Annotated in this window: 20 protein-coding genes and 2 pseudogenes; 6 read left to right on the plus strand and 16 right to left on the minus strand. The window is 63.1% G+C overall.

Annotation, left to right across the window (positions count from 1 at the left end; all coding sequences use genetic code 11):
- Positions 1 to 38 precede the first annotated feature (38 nt).
- The 11 genes from recO to rpoZ all read right to left on the minus strand — a co-directional run bounded on the left by recO (position 39) and on the right by rpoZ (position 9,456).
- Positions 39 to 830 carry a DNA repair protein RecO gene (gene recO, locus ACYG9R_RS02765; protein ID WP_023824167.1) on the minus strand — a complete coding sequence of 264 codons (792 nt, stop codon included), beginning with the start codon at positions 828 to 830 and terminating at the stop codon, positions 39 to 41.
- A 102-nt stretch (positions 831 to 932) separates the two neighbouring features.
- The gene (locus ACYG9R_RS02770) at positions 933 to 1,826 is read right to left on the minus strand and encodes an aminoglycoside phosphotransferase family protein (RefSeq protein ID WP_023824168.1); all 894 of its coding nucleotides are present in this window, start codon (positions 1,824 to 1,826) and stop codon (positions 933 to 935) included.
- A gap of 44 nt (positions 1,827 to 1,870) precedes the next feature.
- A complete protein-coding gene (gene era / locus ACYG9R_RS02775) occupies positions 1,871 to 2,797 on the minus strand; it encodes a GTPase Era (protein ID WP_023670243.1) in 927 nt (308 codons plus the stop codon).
- On the minus strand, positions 2,794 to 3,510 hold the full coding sequence (rnc, locus tag ACYG9R_RS02780) for a ribonuclease III (protein WP_023692856.1): 717 nt from the start codon (positions 3,508 to 3,510) through the stop codon (positions 2,794 to 2,796). The genes era and rnc overlap by 4 nt, the downstream gene beginning before the upstream one ends.
- Positions 3,510 to 4,259: a signal peptidase I gene (gene lepB, locus ACYG9R_RS02785; RefSeq protein ID WP_023670241.1), complete on the minus strand. Its 750-nt coding sequence runs from the start codon at positions 4,257 to 4,259 to the stop codon at positions 3,510 to 3,512. Before lepB ends, rnc begins: the two co-directional genes overlap by 1 nt.
- A gap of 90 nt (positions 4,260 to 4,349) precedes the next feature.
- Positions 4,350 to 4,763, minus strand: a complete 414-nt coding sequence (acpS, locus tag ACYG9R_RS02790) for a holo-ACP synthase (protein ID WP_023670240.1) — start codon at positions 4,761 to 4,763, stop codon at positions 4,350 to 4,352.
- Positions 4,760 to 5,344, minus strand: coding sequence for a DUF2062 domain-containing protein (locus ACYG9R_RS02795; protein ID WP_023670239.1), 585 nt, complete (start codon positions 5,342 to 5,344; stop codon positions 4,760 to 4,762). The genes acpS and ACYG9R_RS02795 overlap by 4 nt, the downstream gene beginning before the upstream one ends.
- A 264-nt stretch (positions 5,345 to 5,608) precedes the next feature.
- Positions 5,609 to 5,989, minus strand: coding sequence for a VOC family protein (locus tag ACYG9R_RS02800; RefSeq protein ID WP_023824169.1), 381 nt, complete (start codon positions 5,987 to 5,989; stop codon positions 5,609 to 5,611).
- 11 nt (positions 5,990 to 6,000) lie between these two features.
- Positions 6,001 to 6,579, minus strand: a complete 579-nt coding sequence (pyrE, locus tag ACYG9R_RS02805; RefSeq protein ID WP_023824170.1) for an orotate phosphoribosyltransferase — start codon at positions 6,577 to 6,579, stop codon at positions 6,001 to 6,003.
- Positions 6,580 to 6,695: 116 nt separating this feature from the next.
- Complete coding sequence (locus ACYG9R_RS02810) at positions 6,696 to 8,927, minus strand: RelA/SpoT family protein (protein WP_023670236.1); 2,232 nt, start codon at positions 8,925 to 8,927, stop codon at positions 6,696 to 6,698.
- 127 nt (positions 8,928 to 9,054) lie between these two features.
- Positions 9,055 to 9,456, minus strand: a complete 402-nt coding sequence (rpoZ, locus tag ACYG9R_RS02815) for a DNA-directed RNA polymerase subunit omega (protein WP_023670235.1) — start codon at positions 9,454 to 9,456, stop codon at positions 9,055 to 9,057.
- Positions 9,457 to 9,787: 331 nt separating this feature from the next.
- Here rpoZ and ACYG9R_RS02820 point away from each other — a divergent pair, with 331 nt between their 5' ends.
- Both ACYG9R_RS02820 and ACYG9R_RS02825 read left to right on the plus strand, forming a co-directional pair.
- Positions 9,788 to 10,369 (plus strand): LabA-like NYN domain-containing protein, encoded by a 582-nt coding sequence (locus ACYG9R_RS02820; protein WP_023670234.1) that lies wholly within the window; start codon positions 9,788 to 9,790, stop codon positions 10,367 to 10,369.
- A complete protein-coding gene (locus ACYG9R_RS02825; protein WP_031199471.1) occupies positions 10,365 to 11,030 on the plus strand; it encodes a uracil-DNA glycosylase in 666 nt (221 codons plus the stop codon). The genes ACYG9R_RS02820 and ACYG9R_RS02825 overlap by 5 nt, the downstream gene beginning before the upstream one ends.
- 10 nt (positions 11,031 to 11,040) lie before the next feature.
- On the opposite strand, the pseudogene ACYG9R_RS02830 reads toward ACYG9R_RS02825, so the two are convergent.
- Positions 11,041 to 11,504 (minus strand): annotated as a pseudogene (locus ACYG9R_RS02830) (zinc-binding dehydrogenase); the annotation flags it as partial.
- A gap of 38 nt (positions 11,505 to 11,542) precedes the next feature.
- On the opposite strand from ACYG9R_RS02830, the gene ACYG9R_RS02835 reads away from it, so the two are divergent.
- Positions 11,543 to 11,668: a winged helix-turn-helix transcriptional regulator gene (locus ACYG9R_RS02835; protein ID WP_155923286.1), complete on the plus strand. Its 126-nt coding sequence runs from the start codon at positions 11,543 to 11,545 to the stop codon at positions 11,666 to 11,668.
- A gap of 37 nt (positions 11,669 to 11,705) precedes the next feature.
- On the opposite strand, the pseudogene ACYG9R_RS02840 reads toward ACYG9R_RS02835, so the two are convergent.
- Positions 11,706 to 12,193: pseudogene (locus ACYG9R_RS02840) on the minus strand (Lrp/AsnC family transcriptional regulator).
- 138 nt (positions 12,194 to 12,331) lie between these two features.
- Here ACYG9R_RS02840 and ACYG9R_RS02845 point away from each other — a divergent pair.
- Positions 12,332 to 13,231: a DMT family transporter gene (locus ACYG9R_RS02845; RefSeq protein ID WP_245260076.1), complete on the plus strand. Its 900-nt coding sequence runs from the start codon at positions 12,332 to 12,334 to the stop codon at positions 13,229 to 13,231.
- A 36-nt stretch (positions 13,232 to 13,267) separates the two neighbouring features.
- Here the strand turns inward: ACYG9R_RS02845 and ACYG9R_RS02850 are convergent, their stop codons facing one another.
- From ACYG9R_RS02850 to dapA, 3 genes are all read right to left on the minus strand, one after another.
- Complete coding sequence (locus ACYG9R_RS02850; RefSeq protein WP_023670227.1) at positions 13,268 to 14,008, minus strand: glycoside hydrolase family 25 protein; 741 nt, start codon at positions 14,006 to 14,008, stop codon at positions 13,268 to 13,270.
- Positions 14,009 to 14,090: 82 nt separating this feature from the next.
- Entirely contained in the window at positions 14,091 to 14,570 is a 480-nt protein-coding gene (gene smpB, locus ACYG9R_RS02855; protein WP_023670226.1) for an SsrA-binding protein SmpB, read from the minus strand.
- 25 nt (positions 14,571 to 14,595) lie between these two features.
- On the minus strand, positions 14,596 to 15,477 hold the full coding sequence (dapA, locus tag ACYG9R_RS02860; RefSeq protein ID WP_023731414.1) for a 4-hydroxy-tetrahydrodipicolinate synthase: 882 nt from the start codon (positions 15,475 to 15,477) through the stop codon (positions 14,596 to 14,598).
- A 278-nt stretch (positions 15,478 to 15,755) separates the two neighbouring features.
- Between dapA and ACYG9R_RS02865 the strand changes: the two genes are divergently transcribed.
- Positions 15,756 to 17,789, plus strand: a complete 2,034-nt coding sequence (locus tag ACYG9R_RS02865; protein WP_023824173.1) for a lytic transglycosylase domain-containing protein — start codon at positions 15,756 to 15,758, stop codon at positions 17,787 to 17,789.
- Between the two features lie 306 nt (positions 17,790 to 18,095).
- Positions 18,096 to 18,998 carry an alpha/beta fold hydrolase gene (locus tag ACYG9R_RS02870; RefSeq protein WP_023824174.1) on the plus strand — a complete coding sequence of 301 codons (903 nt, stop codon included), beginning with the start codon at positions 18,096 to 18,098 and terminating at the stop codon, positions 18,996 to 18,998.
- The last annotated feature ends 10 nt before the right edge of the window (positions 18,999 to 19,008 follow it).

The following is a 19,008-nucleotide window of genomic DNA, read 5'->3' on the forward strand; positions in this document are numbered from 1 at the left end:
ATGCAGCTTTTGGTGTGAACCTGGACGGTTTGCGGAGGTCAGCACCCACCGAGTCTCCCTCCCCCTTCTGGCGCAGCGTCTGCCGTAAGGGCGGCCTTGCCGCCCGAATGATGCTTGCGCAAGGCGGCGAGGAAGCCGGCACGGGCATCGGGCTGTTCGATGCCGCGCGGCTCGTAGACATGGCGGGTGAAAAAGAAACCGGTCAGATGGAAGGCGTCCTCGAGTGCCGCGTGGTCCGCCCGCAAGCCGGAGCCGCGCTGCAGGAAGGCCGGCAGCGCCAGCATCTTGTCGCGCCACGGCGCACCGGCGGCTCGCGACACGGCACGGCCGGATTTCGGCGAGACATAGGCCAGATCCTGCCTGGCGCCGGTCGCCGCGCATTGGCTGAGATCGAGGCCGAAGCCGAGTTCGTCGAGGATGAGCAGTTCGAAGCGCGCCACCAGTTCGCCGGCGGCATCCGAATCGTCCAGATGGGCGATCATCACGGCAAGCGTCTCATACAGGCCGCCATGGGCGTCGCGCTCCGGCAGGAGCCTGAGATGCGCGGCCATGGTCTGCAGGCCGTAGACGGCGACTGCGCTGTCCATCAACCGGGCGGCATTCATCTCGATCGCCTCGGCCTGGAAGGTGCCGAGATGCTCGTCGAGGCGTGCCCGCCACAAAAGGTCGACGCGGTTGCCGGGCTGCAGCACCGGCTGCTGCTTGCGCGAGCGCCCGCCGCGCACCAGGCCGAGATGGCGGCCATGCGCACGCGTCATTACCTCGAGAATGGCGCTGGTTTCGCCATGCTTGCGGGTGCCGAGTATGATTCCCTCGTCGCGCCATTCCATGGCAGGAGCTTGTCACCGGTTGCGTGGCGAAATCAAGATTTTGGCGCGCCGCGTGCGATCTGTGCTGACATTGGATCCCCACACATCGTCGAAAGGCTCTGATCATGCGAATTTCCGGTGATCGGCCAGAACGTCGTCGATGACGCGGCGCGATCGTTCCGCCTCGGCCTGGTTGGCGTCGTGTCCGGCAACGGTGATCAGCGCTTTCCACAGCGTCCAGCCGCGGCCGCGCGCCCAGGTCGCTTCATCGACGTCGATGGCAGCCCGGAATGCCTCCCGGCTCTCGCCCTGGAAGAATGTCCAGGCGATCGCCAGGTCGCAAGAGGGATCGCCGATGCCTGAGGTGCCGAAGTCGATGATGGCGCTCAAACAGCCGTTTTGGACCAGAAGGTTGCCCCAGGCGACGTCGCCGTGAAACCAGACGGCCGACCCTTGCCAGGTGGCGGCAAGGGCCGCATCCCAGACAGCGGTGGCCGCCTGGGTGTCGATCTGCCCCTCCAGCGCCTGGAGTGCTTCCCTTGTCTGGTTGTCATAAACGCTCGGCGATCCGCCGCGGAAGAAATTGTGCTGGCCCGCGGGCGGCCCGCCCGCCGGATCGATCCGCCGGAGCGCAATGAGGAACTTGGCCAGATCGACCGCGAACTGTGGGCGATCGGCGATTTCGGCGGTCTTGGCTGTTTCGCCGTCGATCCAGCGGTAGACGGACCATTGCCAGGGGTAGTCCTCCCTAGGCTCGCCCATCGCCAGTGGAACCGGGATCGGCAGCGGCAGAAGCGGCGCCAGCCTGGGCAGCCAGCGGTGCTCCTTTTCGACCTGCAAGGCATATGGTGCGGCACTCGGCAGCCGCACAGTCATATCATTGCCGAGGTGGAAGGTTCGGTTGTCCCAGCCGCCAAACGCCACCGGCCTCACCGGCAGATGCCGCCATTGCGGAAACTGCGCGTTGACCAGCCGGCGCACGAGATCGGTATCGATGGTCGGTTTTGGATCAGGCATGTCATCGTCTCAAACTGCCGGGCGGCATTTCTAGACGATGAAGCTCAATGGGGAAACTCAAGCCCCATCTCGCGGTAGCGCTCGGGGTCGTCGCCCCAGTTTTCACGCACTTTGACGAACAAGAACAGGTGCACTTTCTGCTCGAGAATGCCGGCTATTTCCATGCGCGCCGACTGGCCGATGGCACGGATCGTCTCGCCCTTGTGGCCGAGCACGATCTTCTTCTGGCTGTCGCGCTCGACATAGATGGTCTGGTCGATGCGCACCGAGCCATCCGGTTTCTCTTCCCATTTCTCGGTCTCGATATGGGAGGAATAGGGCAACTCCTGATGCAGCCGCAGATACAGCTTTTCGCGAGTGATCTCGGCCGCAAGCTGACGCATCGGCAAGTCGGAGATCTGGTCTTCCGGATAGTACCAGGGGCCGACCGGCAGCGCTTGCGCGAGATAGTCGAGCAAGTCCTTGCAGCCGGAGCCGGTCAGCGCCGAGACCATGAAGGTGCGCTTGAACGGCACCTTTTCGTTTGCTGCCGCAGCCAGGGCCAGCAGCGCCTCGTGCTTGACCCGGTCGACCTTGTTGAGGATCAGCACCATCGGTTGGCGGACGTCCTTCAGCCGCTCGAGGATGGCGTCGGCGTCACCCCTGATGCCGCGCTCGGCATCGATCAGCAGCAACACGATATCGGCGTCCTTGGCGCCACCCCAGGCTGTGGTCACCATCGCGGTGTCGAGCCGGCGCTTCGGCTTGAAGATGCCGGGCGTGTCGACAAAGACGATCTGCGCGTTGTCATGCGTGGCGATGCCGCGCACGATGGCGCGGGTGGTCTGCACCTTGTGGGTGACGATCGACACTTTGGCGCCGACCAGTTGGTTGACCAGCGTCGACTTGCCGGCATTGGGCGCCCCAATCAGGGCAACGAAGCCGGAATGCGTGGCCTCCGCTGCCGGAGGGAGATCTTCGCTGCCGGTCACGCCGCACTCCCTTGGTTGGCCCAGATGCCCTCGCGCATAAGAAACGCCGATGCCGCCGCTTCTTCGGCTGCGCGGCGAGAGCCGCCCGTGCCGCTTGCCGGCGCAAAACCGCCGACCTTCACGGACACCGTGAAAACCGGTTGATGTTCAGGTCCCTCGCGTTTCTCGATCGCGTATTCGGGCCTGACATCGCTGGTCTTGGCGATCCATTCCTGCAGGTCGGATTTCGGATTGGGCGGCTTGGCCACCACCTTTTGCGAGCGCGGCTCCCAGTAACGCAGGACGAATTGCCTTGCGGCATCGAGGCCGCCGTCGATATAGACCGCCGCGATCAGCGCCTCGACCGCATCCGCCAGATAGTTTCCGCCCGAGCCGCGCGAGCGCGCCTTCAAGGCAGCGTCGGCCCGAACCAGATCTTCGAGCTGCATTTCAATGCCGATCTCGGAGCATGTCCGCGCATCGACCAGGGCATTGAAGCGCGGGGCGATTTCACCTTCCGGCGCTTCAGGAAACTTTTCGAAAAGCAGGTCGGCAACGATCAGGCCGAGCACGCGGTCGCCAAGGAATTCGAGGCGCTGGTTGTTGCTGCTTGCCTTGACCGCACTGGAATGGGTCAGCGCGGTCTCGAGCAAACGGACATCCCGGAAGGAATGGCCGGTTTTGGCTGTCACCAAATCGGCCAGAGTTTCACCCGTCGGGCGCTTCAAAGCCATCAATTCACGAAATGGAACAGGCGCGACAGGCGCACCAGCGACGGCCATTTCCAGATCTCGAGCGGGCTCGCCTTCCCGGCGATCGAGAAGAAGACGATGTTGGCGCGGCCGACAAGGTTCTCCGCCGGCACGTAGCCGACGCTGAGGCGGCTGTCGGAGGAGTTGTCGCGATTGTCGCCCATCATGAAATAGTTGCCGGGGGGCACGACGAACTCGCGGGTGTTGTCGGTGATCGAATTCGGTGTCAGGTCGAGCGTGTCGTAGCTGACACCGTTGGGCAGGGTCTCGCGATAGACGTCGACCGGCTCAGGCACTTCCGTGATATCAGGATTTTGGATCTGGCCGGTTTTCACACGAGGCACGCCCTGGCCGTTGATGAACAATTGGCCGTCCTTCATCTGGATCTTGTCGCCGGGCAGGCCGACGACGCGCTTGATGTAGTCGAGCGACGGATCCGGCGGGAACTTGAAGACCACCACGTCGCCGCGCTTCGGATCGGAACCCCAGATGCGGCCGGAAAAGATGTCGGGGCCGAATGGCAGCGAATAACGCGAGAAACCATAGGACCATTTGGTGACGAACAGATAGTCGCCTTCGAGCAAGGTCGGCCGCATAGAGCCGGACGGAATCGAGAAGGGCTGGAACAACAAGGTGCGGATGACCATGGCCAGCAGCAAAGCCTGGATGATGACGCTGACGATTTCGCCAAGCCCGCCGGATTTCTTCTCGGATTTTTCAGCCACGCTCATGTCGTCCTCGATTGTGCGTTGGATGGTATAGAGTCTCGGCGCGCGCTGGGCAACGTCAAGTCGGCGTTAGATAGCGGTCGTCTGATGCAATCAATGTGGCGCTTGTTCGGCGGGCAACGCCTCGATGATCACAAAGGCTTGAGCAAGCGGGAAATCATCGGTGATTGTGAGGTGGATCGCCGCTCTGTGCCCCTGTGGCAGGATTTTGGCCAGCCGTGCCGCCGCTCCCCCGGTCAGCGCCATGGTCGGCGCGCCGCTGGGCAGGTTGGCGACGCCCATGTCGCGCCAGAACACGCCCTGCGCCAGGCCGGTGCCAAGCGCCTTGGCGCAGGCCTCCTTGGCGGCGAAGCGCTTGGCATAGGAGGCTGCGCGGCCCTTGCGGCCTTCCGAGCGGACCTGTTCGACCTCGGTGTAGATGCGCTGGATGAAGCGCTGACCATGCCGTTCCAGCGACTTTTCGATGCGTCTGATGTCGATCAGGTCGCTGCCGATGCCGATGATCATTCCGCCGGAACTTCCCGTCCGCGGTGCCCGGCCTTATGCGCCCGCTCTGCCATGCGCTTCCTGCGCTGCTCGCGAAAGGCTGTCATCCCCCAGCGGGTGATGCCGTAGAAGATCAGCCCGAAGATCAGGCCGAGCGGCACAGCGCCGATCAGCATCGGCTCCAGCACCGGATGCCACAGTTTTGCAAACGACAGCGTGTGCATCATCTCACCAAGATGCGCAGGCGGTCCGTTCTTGGGCAGGCGCTCATGCAGGATCAGCTTGCCGACTTCCCAGGACGCTCCCCACAGCAGCGGGAAAGTCAGCGGATTGCCGAAGAATACCGCGCCGAGGGCGGCGGCCACCAGATTGCCGGCGACCACCCAGCAGAGCACGGCGGCGACGGCGAAATGGAAGCCGAGCGGAAAGAAGGAGGCGAAAACGCCGGCCGCGACGCCGGCCGCGACTGCATGCGGTGTCGCCTTCAGCCGCAGGATGCGCTTGGAGAAATATTGCAACGAGCGCGAAAACGAGCGGCGCGGCCACAGATAGGTACGCACCCGCTCCAGAATGCCATCAGGCTTTCGGCGTCGAAAAAGCACTCTGTTCCAGTTCCCGGTTCATCACGCCCAAATTGCAACCATCCCTGGCCGGGCGCGGTCGCTCCATCTTGCGCTTCGAGGGCGCAGAAAGGCAACAACGACTTTGATATAGCGACTGCCTTGCGGCGGAACAATGAAACGCCGCCGCGATGGTCTGCCGCAGGCGGGTAACAAGAGCGCCATTGGGGCGAAACTGAGGACAATATCGATGAAAGCTCCCCGACGACGGCAAGGCCCGCGCGAGACGACGCCGAGGCGGATAGATTATTCCCGATATTCGCTGACTTCGACCAAATTGCTGTCCGGATCGCGGAAATAGACCGACATCATCTTACCGCGGGCGCCGGTGCGCTCGACCGGACCGACTTCGATGGCAACGCCATTGGCTTCCAGACGGGCGCAAATCTCGGCAAGCGGCCTTGCGGCGACCAGGCAGAAATCGCCGGACCCAGGCATCGGCACCTTGGCTTTCGGTTCAAAAGTGTGCGTTGCCTGATGCAGATTGATCTTCTGCGATCCGAACAGCAACGCCGTCGGCCGCTCCGGCTCGTCGAGGCGCTTGAGGCCAAGCACCCGCTGGTAGAAGGCGCAGCTGTCCTCCACCGAGCGGACCGTCAGCACGAAATGATCGATGCCGGCGATCATGGTGATGTCCCCTAAATGTTGCGGCTACCCGGCTTGATCGCCAGGATGGCGGCAAGTTCCGGCGGCAGGCGGTCGGCGGGATAGGCCGGCACCTCATATTCGGCAAGCGCGATCAGCGGCACGCCGACATTGGTCTTGCCGGCCGAGCGGTCGATGATGCAGGCCGCCGCCACGACCTCTGCGCCAATCGCGCGCAGGCAGTCGATGGTTTCGCGGATCGAAAGACCAGTGGTGACGATGTCCTCGACGATGACGACGCGCGATCCCGGCGCGATCTCGAAGCGGCGCAGCCTGAACTCGCCGCCTTCGCGCTCGACCCAGATGGCAGGTACGCCGAGATGGCGCGATGTTTCATAGGCCGGGATCAGGCCGCCGATCGCCGGGCCGACGACATAGTCGATCTTGCCAGGCACCGCCTTGCGGATCTTTTCGGCCAGCGCCTTGCACAGGCGCTCGGTCTTGTCGGCATGCATGAAGACGCGCGCCTTCTGCAAGAAGACCGGGCTGCGCAGGCCGGACGTCAGGATGAAATGCCCCTCCAGAACAGCGCCCGCCTCGCGGAAAATGCCCAGCACCTCGTCGGTATTCATAACTCGCCCCATGTCCATGGTGAATGGTGAAATGGTGAATGGTGAATGGTGAATGGTGAATGGTGAATGGTAGTGAGAGCGCCTTCTTTCACTATTCACTACTCACTATTCACTATTCACCCATTCACACGCCGCGCATCGCTGACGCTCGAATTATCCTTGAGCTGCGACAGCAGCCGGTTGAGGTGCTTCAGATCCCAGACTTCGAGATCGATCAGCATTTCGGTGAAGTCGGGCGCGGTGCGCACCATCGACAGCGTATGAATGTTGGCGTCGTTGGAGGCAACGACCTGGGCGATGTCGGCGAGGGAGCCCGGCGCGTTGATGGCGGTGACCGAGACGCGCGCCGGAAAGCGCTCCTTGGTCTGCTCGTCAATGTCCCAGCGCACGTCGATCCAGCGCTCCGGCTGGTCGTCGAAGGCCTGCAGCGCCGGCGACTGGATGGGATAGATGGTGATGCCGGTGCCCGGCTGGACGATGCCGACGATGCGGTCGCCAGGCACGGCCCCTTCCGGCGCGAAACGCACCGGCAGGTCGCCGCGCACGCCGCGGATCGGCACCGCGCCATCGCGCGGCTGGTCCTTGTCCTTGCGCGCGGCTCGGGTGCCGGGCATCTGGAACAGCATGCCGGCGGCGTTGCGGATCTTCGACCAGCCCTCCTCGCGCTGCTTAGGGGCGCTGACGGTGACGCGCTCGTCCTTGTAGTCTGGGAAGACCGCCTTCATGACGTCGGTCGAGGCAAGTTCGCCGCGCCCGACCGAGGCCAGCACATCTTCGATGTCCTTGCGCGCCAGCCGGTGCAGCACCGGCTTCAGGCTTTCCTTGGTGAAGGTCTTGCCGGCGCGTTCGAAGGCGCGCTCGAGAATGCGGGCACCAAGACCTGAATATTGCTTGCGAATGGCGTTCTTGGTGGCGCGGCGGATGGCTGAACGCGCCTTGCCGGTGACCACCACCGATTCCCACGCCGCCGGCGGCACTTGCGCCTTGGAGCGGATGATCTCGACCTCGTCGCCGTTCTTAAGTTCCGTCATTAGCGGCATGATGCGGCCGTTGACCTTGGCGCCGACGCAGGTATCGCCGACATCGGTGTGCACGGCATAGGCGAAGTCGATGGGCGTGGCGCCGCGCGGCAGCGCGATCAGCATGCCTTTCGGCGTGAAGCAGAACACCTGGTCCTGGAACAGCTCCAGCTTGGTATTTTCGAGGAAGTCTTCCGGGTTGTCGCCTTCTGCCAGTTGCTCGATGGTGCGCCGCAGCCAGGCATAGGCGTTGGTCTCCTTCGAGATCGCATGGGCGGCGCCGTTCGTCTTGCCGCCGGTGTCCTTGTAGATCGAATGGGCGGCGACGCCATATTCGGCGATCTTGTTCATCTCGCGGGTGCGGATCTGCAGTTCGACGCGCTGACGCGAGGGGCCGACAATGGTGGTGTGGATCGAACGGTAGTCGTTCTGCTTGGGCGTCGAGATGTAGTCCTTGAAGCGGCCAGGCACCATCGACCATGTGGTGTGGATGGCGCCGAGCGCACGGTAACAGTCTTCGACGCTGTCGACGACGACGCGGAAGCCGAAGATGTCCGAGAGCTGCTCGAAGGACAGCGCCTTGGCCTCCATTTTGCGGAACACCGACCAAGGCTTCTTCTGCCGGCTCTTCACGCCGGCGTTGATGGCATGCTTTTCGAACAGCGCCGACAGCGCCTTTTCGATGTCGGTCAGCACACCCTTGTTGCGCTCGAATATCTCGGCAAGCCTGGCTGTGACGGCGCGATAGGCTTCCGGATTGATGAAGCGGAAGGCGATCTCTTCCAGTTCCTCGCGCATGCCTTGCATGCCCATGCGCCCGGCCAGCGGCGCGTAGATATCCATCGTCTCCTCGGCGATGCGCAGGCGCTTGGCCTCGGGCATATGGTCGAGGGTGCGCATGTTGTGCAAACGGTCGGCGAGCTTGACCAGCAGAACGCGGACATCCTCCGAGATGGCCAGCAACAGCTTGCGCAGGTTTTCCGCCTGCTCGGCCTTCTTGGAGACGAGATCGAGCTTCTTCAGCTTGGTCAGGCCTTCGACCAGCTTGCCCATTTCGGGGCCGAACAGATCGTCGATCTCGGCCCGCGTCGCGGTGGTGTCCTCGATCGTGTCATGCAGCAAGGCGACGGCGATCGTCGCCTCGTCCATGTGCATTTCGGTGAGGATGGCGGCGACTTCGAGCGGATGCGAGAAATAGGGATCGCCGGAAGCTCGCTTCTGGTGGCCATGCTTCTGCATGGCGTAGACATAGGCCTTGTTGAGCAGCGCCTCGTTGACGTCAGGCTTGTAGCGCGCAACGCGCTCGACAAGCTCATACTGACGCATCATGGGCGGGTTCTCACGGTGCTGAAATGATTGATGCGCCGCACTGATGTACGGCGCATCTCATAGATAGCCACGAAACTCACGGGACGGAAGTGCCGGAACCATATTCCCGGCAGGTCCAGGGCAGCGATTAGTAGTCGTCGCTCTTTTCCGGGGGCACCAGGCCCTCGATGCCGGCCAAAAGGTCTTCCTCGGTCATGCGATCGAAGGTGACGTTTTCTTCCGCGTCGTCGGCGTCGGTAGCTGCAACTGCGTTGCCGGTCTGGTCGGCGATCGCCTCGCCGTCGGCCTCGGGCTCGTCAACCTCGACATGCTTCTGCAGCGAGTGGATCAGATCTTCCTTGAGGTCGTCAGGCGACAGCGTCTCGTCGGCGATCTCGCGCAGCGCCACGACCGGGTTCTTGTCGTTGTCGCGCGGCACGGTGATCGGCGCGCCCTGGCTGATCTGGCGGGCGCGGTGGCCGGCGAGCAGCACGAGCTCGAAGCGGTTGTCAACCTTGTCGATGCAGTCTTCAACGGTTACGCGGGCCATTGATTGCCCCTTTCATGCCTGGATTTGATGGAAAACAGGCGCGGTCCATAACCCGAACGCCGCCGAAATACAAGCATTATGGCGCTGTGGCCTCGTGGGCTGGCGGATGCCAGTTTCTGGGCGCCGGTGAATGCCTTGCCGGCGAAGCCCGCCTACCGGCGACGACACGGCTCCGATCACAATTGCTTGCAGTGCGCCCCGGCACCCTTGGATTGCCGTAAAACTGGCGCTATCTCGGTTGACGATAGGTCAGCCGGCTTATTTACGAGCCCAGCGATATAACGACCCATTTCGATTAGTCCGCCACCTATTTCGAAAAAGGAATATTGCCATGTTCGACCCCCGTGAAAAGATCGCTCTATTCATTGACGGCGCCAATCTTTACGCCACGTCGCGCGCACTCGGCTTCGACATAGACTACCGCAAACTGCTATCCAGCTTTCAGAAGCGCGGCTACTTGCTGCGCGCCTATTACTACACCGCATTGGTCGAGGATCAGGAATACTCTTCGATCCGCCCTTTGATCGACTGGCTCGACTACAATGGCTTCAAGGTGGTGACCAAGCCGGCCAAGGAATTCACCGACTCGACCGGCCGCCGCAAGATCAAGGGCAATATGGACATCGAACTGACCGTCGATGCGCTCGAACTTGCCGATGTCGTCGACCACTATGTCATCTTCTCCGGCGACGGCGACTTCCGCACACTGGTCGAAGCGCTGCAGCGGCGCGGCCGCAAGGTCTCGATCGTCTCGACCATGGCTTCGCAGCCGCCGATGATCTCGGACGATCTGCGCCGCCAGGCCGACCATTTCATCGATTTGACCTCGCTGAAGAACGAGGTCGGCCGCGATCCCTCCGAGCGGCCGGTGCGCAGGCCCGAGCCGGCCGAAGTCGAAGAGGAAGACTATTGACGGCGCGGCCTTGGACGCCGCTCCCGAACCCGACCGCGACTGCCCCCTCTGCCCACGCCTGCATGATTTCATCGCAGACTGGCGGCAGCGCGAGCCGTCGTGGTTCAACGCGCCGGTGCCGACCTTCCTGCCGCCTGATGGCGAGGACGCCGTCGAGCTGCTGATCGTCGGGCTGGCGCCCGGCCTGCGCGGCGCCAACCGCACCGGGCGACCGTTCACCGGCGACTATGCCGGCGACCTGCTCTACTCAACGATGATCGCTCACGGTTTTGCCCGCGGCGAATTCAAGGCGCGGCCGGATGATGGGTTGCAGCTGGTCGGCACCGCGATCACCAATGCGGTGCGCTGCGTGCCGCCTGAAAACAAGCCGATCGGCGCCGAGATCGCCACTTGCCGCAGCTTTCTGGTGCCGACGATTGCACGCTTTCCCAAACTGCGCGCCCTGCTGGCGCTGGGCTCCATCGCCCACCAGTCGACCGTCAGGGCGCTGGGCCAGCGCGTCGCCGCCTATCCGTTCAAGCACGGCGGTCAGTTGCCGGCCGGCGGCGTCACGCTGTTTTCCAGCTATCACTGCTCGCGCTACAACACCAACACCGGTGTCTTGACGGAGACGATGTTCGTCAAGGTATTCAGCGAGATCGCGTCGTTCCTGCGGAACTAGACGCTGCCTCTCAAAATCCCTCGAGCACGATCTTGCCCTTGGCCTTGCCGGTCTCGATCAGCGCATGGGCGCGCTTCAGATTGGCGGCATTGATTGGGCCGAACGTCTCGCCCAGCGTGGTGCGGATGGTGCCGGCGTCGACAAGGCGCGCCAGTTCGTTGAGATGTTCGCCCTGCGCGGCCATATCGGGCGTTTCATACAGCGAGCGGGTGAACATCGGCTCCCAGTGGACCGAAACGCTCTTGCGACCCAGTCGCGGGTTTCGGGCCGCGATGCGGTGGCGATCATCGTCAGATCGGTCAGCTGGCGCGCGAGCTGGACCGCGATCGACCCGACGCCGCCGGCGCCGCCGACGATCAGGATGGTGTTCGCGGCGCCGATGACTAGCTTCTTCACATTGAGGCGGTCGAACAGCGCCTCAAAGGCGGTGATCGCCGTCGTCGGCAGTGCTGCCGCCTGCGCATAGCCGAGCGAGCCAGACTGGGCTCATCGCCCGCAAGCTCTATGCGCAGATGCCGCCGAAGGTCGAGTACAGCCCGACGCCTCGTGGCCGAAGCCTGGAGCCCGTGATCACCGTGCTGAAGGTCTGGGGCGATGCGAATGTGACGCTGGCGCCGGAGGTTTCCCAGGCCGCTTGAAGCGGAGGCGTGGCAACCGCTTGCGTTGGTCCGGCCCTCACACCGGCAGCAGCGCGTCCGGCTTCACGTCCGATATCGACGCATAGGTGTGCGTTTCCCTGACACCCGGCAGCGGCAGGATCACGCGCTTCAAAAAATCCTGATAGGCGGCCATTTCCGAAATGCGCGCTTTCACCAGATAGTCGAAGCCGCCCACGACCATATGGCACTCCAGCACTTCGGGGGCCTTTGCTACCGCTTCGGCGAAACGGTCGAACACATGCGGCGCCGCCTGGTCGAGCCTGACTTCGATGAAGACGAGCGTGCCGCGGCCGATCTTTTGCGGATTGAGCACGGCCCGGACCGCGGTGATGAAACCCTCACGGAAAAGGCGCTTCACGCGCTGGCTGGCGCCGGTCGGCGACAGGCCGACACGGGCTGCTAGGTCAAGCGTCGTGCGACGCCGTCCTCCTGCAGCAACCGAAGCAGGCTGCGATCGATGGCGTCGAGCTGATCGGATTCATGATTCACGTTTGCAGCGCCCATATCGCGTGACTTTCACTTCCACATTGCGAAAACAGCATATTTTGACGCACCATTTTCGACAATAGGCTGCGTTTTCAACGAAAGCCGTCTGGAGGAAGTACCCTTCCGCTGGCAGGATCGAGCGGGACAAGAATGCGCGTGACAGAGGACCGAAACACGAAGCCGGCAATCCTTGCTGGCCTGGCCATGATCGGCATCTACGCCGTGCAGTTCGTCGCCGCCCGCTTCAGCCTGCGGGAACATCTGACCGCGACCGATTTGGCAACGTTGCGCTTTGCCGGCGCCGGCATGGTCATGCTGCTGGTCGTCTGGAGAAACGGCCGGGCGACTGGCAAGGCATTGGGCTGGAGGCGTGCCTTGACGCTGGCGGCACTGGCCGGACTGCCCTACCCTATCATCATCAATTGGGGACTGACCTATGCGCCGGCAGCGCATGGTGCCGCACTTTGCCCTGCCTCGATCGTTTTCTTCTCATTCGTGCTGTCGCGCATCGCCACGAGGGAGAAAACCTCGCGCCAGCGAACCATCGGCGTCGCAGCCATCATCGCCGGGCTGATCCTGTTCATTGCACCCGTGCGCACTGGCGGCGGCATGAAGGATGTCCTCTTCGGCGATCTTCTGTTCGTCGGATCCGGCGCGATGTTTGCCACCTATGCCGTTCTCGTGCGGCGCTGGCGCGTCGATCCGGTTGCGGCGACCGCAACGGTGGTGCTGCTGTCATGCGTGCCGCTGCCGTTGCTCTATTTCTTTGCCCCAAGCGGCCTCCGCGCGGCATCAGTGGCCGAGATTGCCAGCCAGATCGTCATTCAAGGGTTTTTGGCAGGTGCGGCCGCCATGTTCCTGTACACCTATATCGTCCGGCAGCTGGGGTCGCAGGCGGCATCGCTGTTCATGCCATGCGTGCCGATCGCAACCGTGCTGATCGCGATGACGGTGCTCGGCGAGACGCCGACCGGCGCCCAGTTCGCCGCCGTACTGATCATGGCCGCGGGGATGGCTTTTTCGGCTCTTTCCAGGCCTGTTCCCAAGCCTGCGTAAGACTGCGGATGCCAAACTCAAGGCCAGCTGATTCGTTCAAGGCGATGGAGGCTTTTGCGAAGAGAGCGATGCGGGCGCAGCAAATAGCTCGGCCAGCGTTTGCTGCCCACCCTGCAGGACGTTGAGATCGACATCGCCCTCGATCCCGTCGACACGGCCCATATTGTGGTACTGCCAGTAAATCCAGCCGTCCTCGCTCGGCTTGAACGCCAGCGAGCGCAGCCAGCGCTGCCGCACTGCCATCTGTCCGGCATAGGCGTCCTCAGCCTCGTCGGTCAGGTAGATGATCGCCGGCTTGCCGAACGCAGCTTCAACCGGTCCGAGGAAGGCCTGGAGTTCCGCGCTCAGCTGCTCCGGCGACGGGCGTTGCGGGCAGTTGCCGCCGAATTCGATGTCGACGACCGGCGGCAGCAGCGGCTGGTCGTGCGGCACCACCGCGATGAAATTTTTCGCCTGGTCGGCGCCCGGCCGGCAGAAGGTGAAGAAGTGATAGGCGCCGACGGCAAGTCCGGCCGCGCGCGCCTCGCGCAGGTTTTTGGCGAAGGCATCGTCGACATGGTCGCCGCCCTCGGTCGCCTTGATGACAGCGAAGGCGACATCGTCGGCGGCAACGCGGCGCCAGTCGATCTCACCCTGATGATGGGAAACGTCGATACCCCTGACCGGATAGCTGTCACGATCGGGCGAGAAGGTCCGGAAATAGAAGAAGCCGCCTGCTGCGACGAGGCCGGCAAAGACCAGACTGGCCGCACCCCAGAGGATGATCCGGTTCTTCAAACCTTTCCCCATCGTGTTTTGCTGTTGCAGCTGTTCGAAACTTGAAAGCCGATGTCTGGCTTTTCTGGGGCTGCCTGAGATTCTAGCCGCGTTCCTTCATGAGCCGGCCCTTTTCGCGCGACCAGTCGCGCTGCTTTTCTGTCTCGCGCTTGTCGTGCAGTTTCTTGCCGCGGCCGACGGCGAGCAGCAGCTTGGCACGGCCCTGGTCGTTGAAGTAGATTTTCAGCGGAACCAGCGTCATGCCTTCGCGGTCGATGCTCTGCGCAAGTTTTGCCATCTCGCGCTTGTTGAGCAGCAGCTTGCGGCGCCGTCTGGGCTCATGGTTGAAGCGGTTGGCCTGCAGGTATTCCGGCAGATAGGAATTGATCAGCCAGATCTCGCCGCCCTCCACCGAGGCGTAGCTGTCCTGGATGTTGGCCTGGCCCTGGCGCAGCGACTTGACCTCGGTGCCGGTCAGCACAAGGCCGGCCTCGACGGTGTCGAGCACCTCATAGGAAAACCGCGCCTTGCGGTTTTCCGCAACGGTCTTGTTGTTGGGATCGGCTTTTCTGACCTGGTTCATGATGCGGAGAGGTGGCGCCTCATCCTTAATTTATCAAGCCGGCGTGCTTCATCGCCGCATCGATCTTCTCGGCGGTCGATGGCTCGATCGTCACCAGCGGCGAGCGCACCACGTTCTCGACCTTGCCAATCTTCGACAGCGCGTATTTGACGCCGCACAGGCCGGGCTCAAGGAAGATGGCCTTGTGCAGCGGCAGCAGACGGTCCTGCAATTCCAGCGCCTTGGCGCTGTCACCGGACAGTGTGGCTTCCTGGAATTCGGCGCACAGCCGCGGCGCGACATTCGACGTCACCGAGATGCAGCCGACACCGCCATGAGCGTTGAAGCCGAGGGCAGAGGCATCCTCACCTGAAAGCTGGATGAACTCCTTGCCGCAGGTGGCGCGCTGTTCGGACACGCGCTCGACCTTGCCGGTGGCATCCTTGACGCCGACGATGTTCTTGAAGTCGTGCGCCAGCCTGCCCATCGTCTCCGGCATCATGTCGATCACCGAGCGCGGCGGGATGTTGTAAATGATGATCGGCAGCTTGGTCGCCCTGGCGACGGCAGCGAAATGCTCGTACAAGCCGCGCTGTGTTGGCTTGTTGTAATAAGGCGTGACGACCAGAGCGGCGTCGGCGCCCGCCTGCTCGGCGTACTGCACCAGACCGACCGCTTCAGCGGTGTTGTTGGAGCCGGCGCCGGCGACGACCGGAGCGCGGCCCTTGGCCACATCGATGCAGACCTTGACGACATGGCGATGCTCGTCATGCGACAGCGTCGGCGACTCTCCGGTGGTGCCGACCGGGACGAGGCCCGTCGTGCCCTCGCCAAGTTGCCATTCGACGAAGGCGCGAAAGGCTTTCTCGTCGAAACGTCCGCTCTTTTCGAACGGCGTCACGAGCGCAGTAAGCGAGCCTCTCAGCATGTCGTCCAACTCCTTGGAACTTGTTTGTTTATGCGTGTCATCGTCCCAAAACCGGTTCCCGCTTTTGGGCGACATGCATCGGGCGCCTTCTAGCCGAAAGCGAAGCCGCGCACCATAGTCTCGACACTGTTGCGCGGCAAGCATGCCGATGGTGCCAGCAAGCGCAATTCGAACGGCCTCGATAACCCTTTGTTTACGAGCTCTTCACGACCTAAGTCTAGGCTCTCGGGCACCTGGGCTTGCCATCTAAAGTGCCGCAACAGGGAAAGATCAGGATCATGCCGGCCAGTCGGCCACTCCGCTTCATATTGCTTGGCGCCGTTGCCCTGCTGATAGTGGGAACGGCGGCAAACGAGAGCGTCGACGAGCAGACGACCTCATCGATCCCGATGCCTGACATGCAAGACAGAGCGCAGACCGATGCGCCCTCCGCCAATATCGCCGTGTTGAAAGGCAGTCTCGACGCGTTGGCGACCGGCGATATCGCCGCGGCACGAGCGGTGCGCGAAACATTGCCGGCCAGTTCGCTGGACCGCCATATCCTGGCCTGGGCGATCGCGCTCTATGGCGGCGACCGTGTGCCGAGCAGCGAGATTGCCGATACCGCAAAGATGTTGCCGAATTGGCCCGGCACCATCGCTCTGCGCAAGAACAGCGAGCGCGCGCTTTATCGCGAAAACCCCTCGCCGCAGACCGTGGTGAAAGCCTTTGACGGCAGCCAGCCGCTGACCTTTCAAGGCGTGGTCATCCTTGCCCGTTCTTATGTAGCTCTTGGCAACACCAAGGCTGCGCTTTCCGTGCTGTCGCCATTCTGGCGCACCGAGAAGCTGGAAGCCAGGGACGAGGCGGCCGTCAGCAAGGAGTTTGGCGCCATCATTCCGGCTGCCGACCATCGTTTCCGCATGGAGCGGATGTTTTATGCCGACCGGGAGAATTCGGCGCTGCGGGTCGCAACCCTTGCCGGCGCGCAACCGCTGGCCGATGCCTGGGCCGCCGCCTCGCGTGGCGACAAGAACGCGGCCAAGCTGTTGAAAGCAGTGCCTGCCGCACAGCAATCGGCCGGCTATTTCTTCGCGCAAGCCGAATATCTGCGCAAGCAGCGGAAGTTTGCGGACGCCGCCGCGGTGATGATGAAAGCGCCAACGAACCGCGACGCGTTGGTCGATCCCGATGCCTGGTGGGTAGAACGCCGCGTGCTGTCGCGCGCGCTGGTCGATCAGAGCGACTGGAAGACCGCCTACAAGATCGTTGCCGCGCATGCCGCCGAAAGCCCCGCCAGCGCCGCCGAGGCCGAATTCCACGCCGGCTGGTATGCGTTGCGCGGCCTCAACGATCCTGCGACGGCCTCGACCCATTTTGCCCGCATCGCCGATCTCGCGCAGGGGCCGATGTCGCTGTCACGCGCCTATTACTGGCTTGGCCGCGCGGCGGAAGTCGGCGGTCCCGGCAATGCGAAGGATTATTTCACCAAGGCGGCAGCCTATGGCACCACTTTCTACGGGCAGTTGGCGGCGGAACGGGTTGGCTTGCGCACGCTGAACATCGCCTATCCCGAGCCAAGCACTGTCGACCGCCAAAGCTTTGACGGCCGCGAAGCCGTCAGCGCCATCAAGCGGCTGCAGGAGGCGGGCTACGACCGCTATGCCGAGACGCTTTACCGCGACCTCGCCGGGCAGTTGACCAGCCCCGGCGAGCTGGCGCTGCTTGCCGTGCTGGCGGAAAAGCAGGGCAATCATTTCATGGCGCTGAAGATCGGCAAGATCGCCGGCGCGCGCGGCATCGATGTCGGCGCGCTGTCGCATCCGCTGGGCGTCATTCCCGACACCGCCGACATTTCCGGCTCGGGCAAGGCGCTGGCCTACGCGATCGCCCGCCAGGAAAGCGAATTCAATGTCGGCGCCGTCTCCAGCGCCGGCGCGCGCGGCCTGCTGCAGCTGATGCCGGGCACCGCCAAGCAATTGGCGAAGAAGGCAGGACTGAGCTTTTCCCAGGATCGGCTGACCAGCGATGCCGGCTACAATGCGACGTTGGGGGCTGCCTTCCTCGGCGAGCAGCTCGACCGCTTCGGCGGCTCCTATGTGCTGACCTTCGCCGGCTACAATGCCGGCCCCAACCGCGCCAGCCAATGGGTAGCCAAGTACGGCGACCCGCGCGGCAAGGGCATCGACGCCGTCGTCGACTGGATCGAGCGGATTCCCTACACCGAAACAAGAAGTTACGTGCAGCGCGTGATGGAGAATTACGAGGTCTACAAGATGCGTATTTCGGGGAAGTACGACATCGTTGGGGATTTGGTGAACGGGCGGGGTTGAGGCGGCAGAGCTGTCGCCATGGGCAGACGTTGGCTTCGCGCCCCCCTCTGGCCTGCCGGCCATCTCCCCCACGAGTGGGGAGATCAGCTGTCGTTGCCGATTTCGCCAATCTCCAACGTCGAAGGAAGGGCGTAGCGCCTGAACCGCCAATCTCCCCCCTCGTGGGGGAGATGTCCGGCAGGACAGAGGGGGGCGCTGTCCCTCCGACATTTCCAAGAGTGTCAGCTTGCCGACAACCCTCGATTTGACCGCTCCCACCCTCGCCTGTAGCAGACGGAGACAATCCGGCCAGGGAGTCCTTTCAATATGTCGAGCACCGACGGCTTTTCCGATTTCTTCTACACAGCGCCGGACGGCCTCAGACTTCACGCTCGCATCTACGGTGAGACAAACTCGGGAAACTGGCCGGTGGTCTGCCTGCCCGGCCTGACCCGCAACGCGCGCGACTTTCATGAGTTGGCGCTTTATTTGTCACAGCGGGCCGACAATCCGCGCAAGGTCATCGCCTTCGACTACCGTGGCCGCGGCCAGTCCGCTTACGACCCTGATATCGGCCACTACACTATCGGCATCGAGGCCGGCGATGTCCTCGCCGGGCTGGCTGCCCTGGACGTCGAGGAAGCGGCCTTCATCGGCACATCGCGTGGCGGACTGATCATCCACGTGCTCGGCGCGCTGCGGCCAGCCATACTGAAAGCCATAGTGCTGAACGACATCGGACCCGTGATCGAGGCCGCGGGGCTGGCCCATATCCAAACCTATCTCGACCCGGCACCGAAACCGAAGAGCCGCCATGAGGCGATCGATGCGCAACGCGTCGCGCACGGCGCGGATTTTCCCGCTCTGACCGCGGCGGATTGGGAGCGGATGGTGTCGGCCCTCTACCGCGAGACGGACGAAGGCCTCCTGTTGCCGGATTTCGACCCCCAACTGGTCGAGACGGTGGCGGGCCTCGACCTCAGCAAGCCGTTGCCGGATCTGTGGCCACAGTTCGAGGCGCTGGCGGCGATACCTTTGCTTGCCATTCGCGGCGCCAACTCGAAACTCTTGTCGGCCGACACACTCGACGAGATGCAAAAGCGTCATCCCGGCATGGAAGCGACCACCGTCGAGGGCCAAGGCCATGCCCCCTTCCTGGAGACAGGCAACCTGCCGGGCGCTATCGCGGCCTTCCTGGATGGAGTACTAAATACGGCCCAGGAACAGTAAACCCCAAGAT

It is taken from the genome of Mesorhizobium sp. RSR565B (assembly GCF_054719465.1).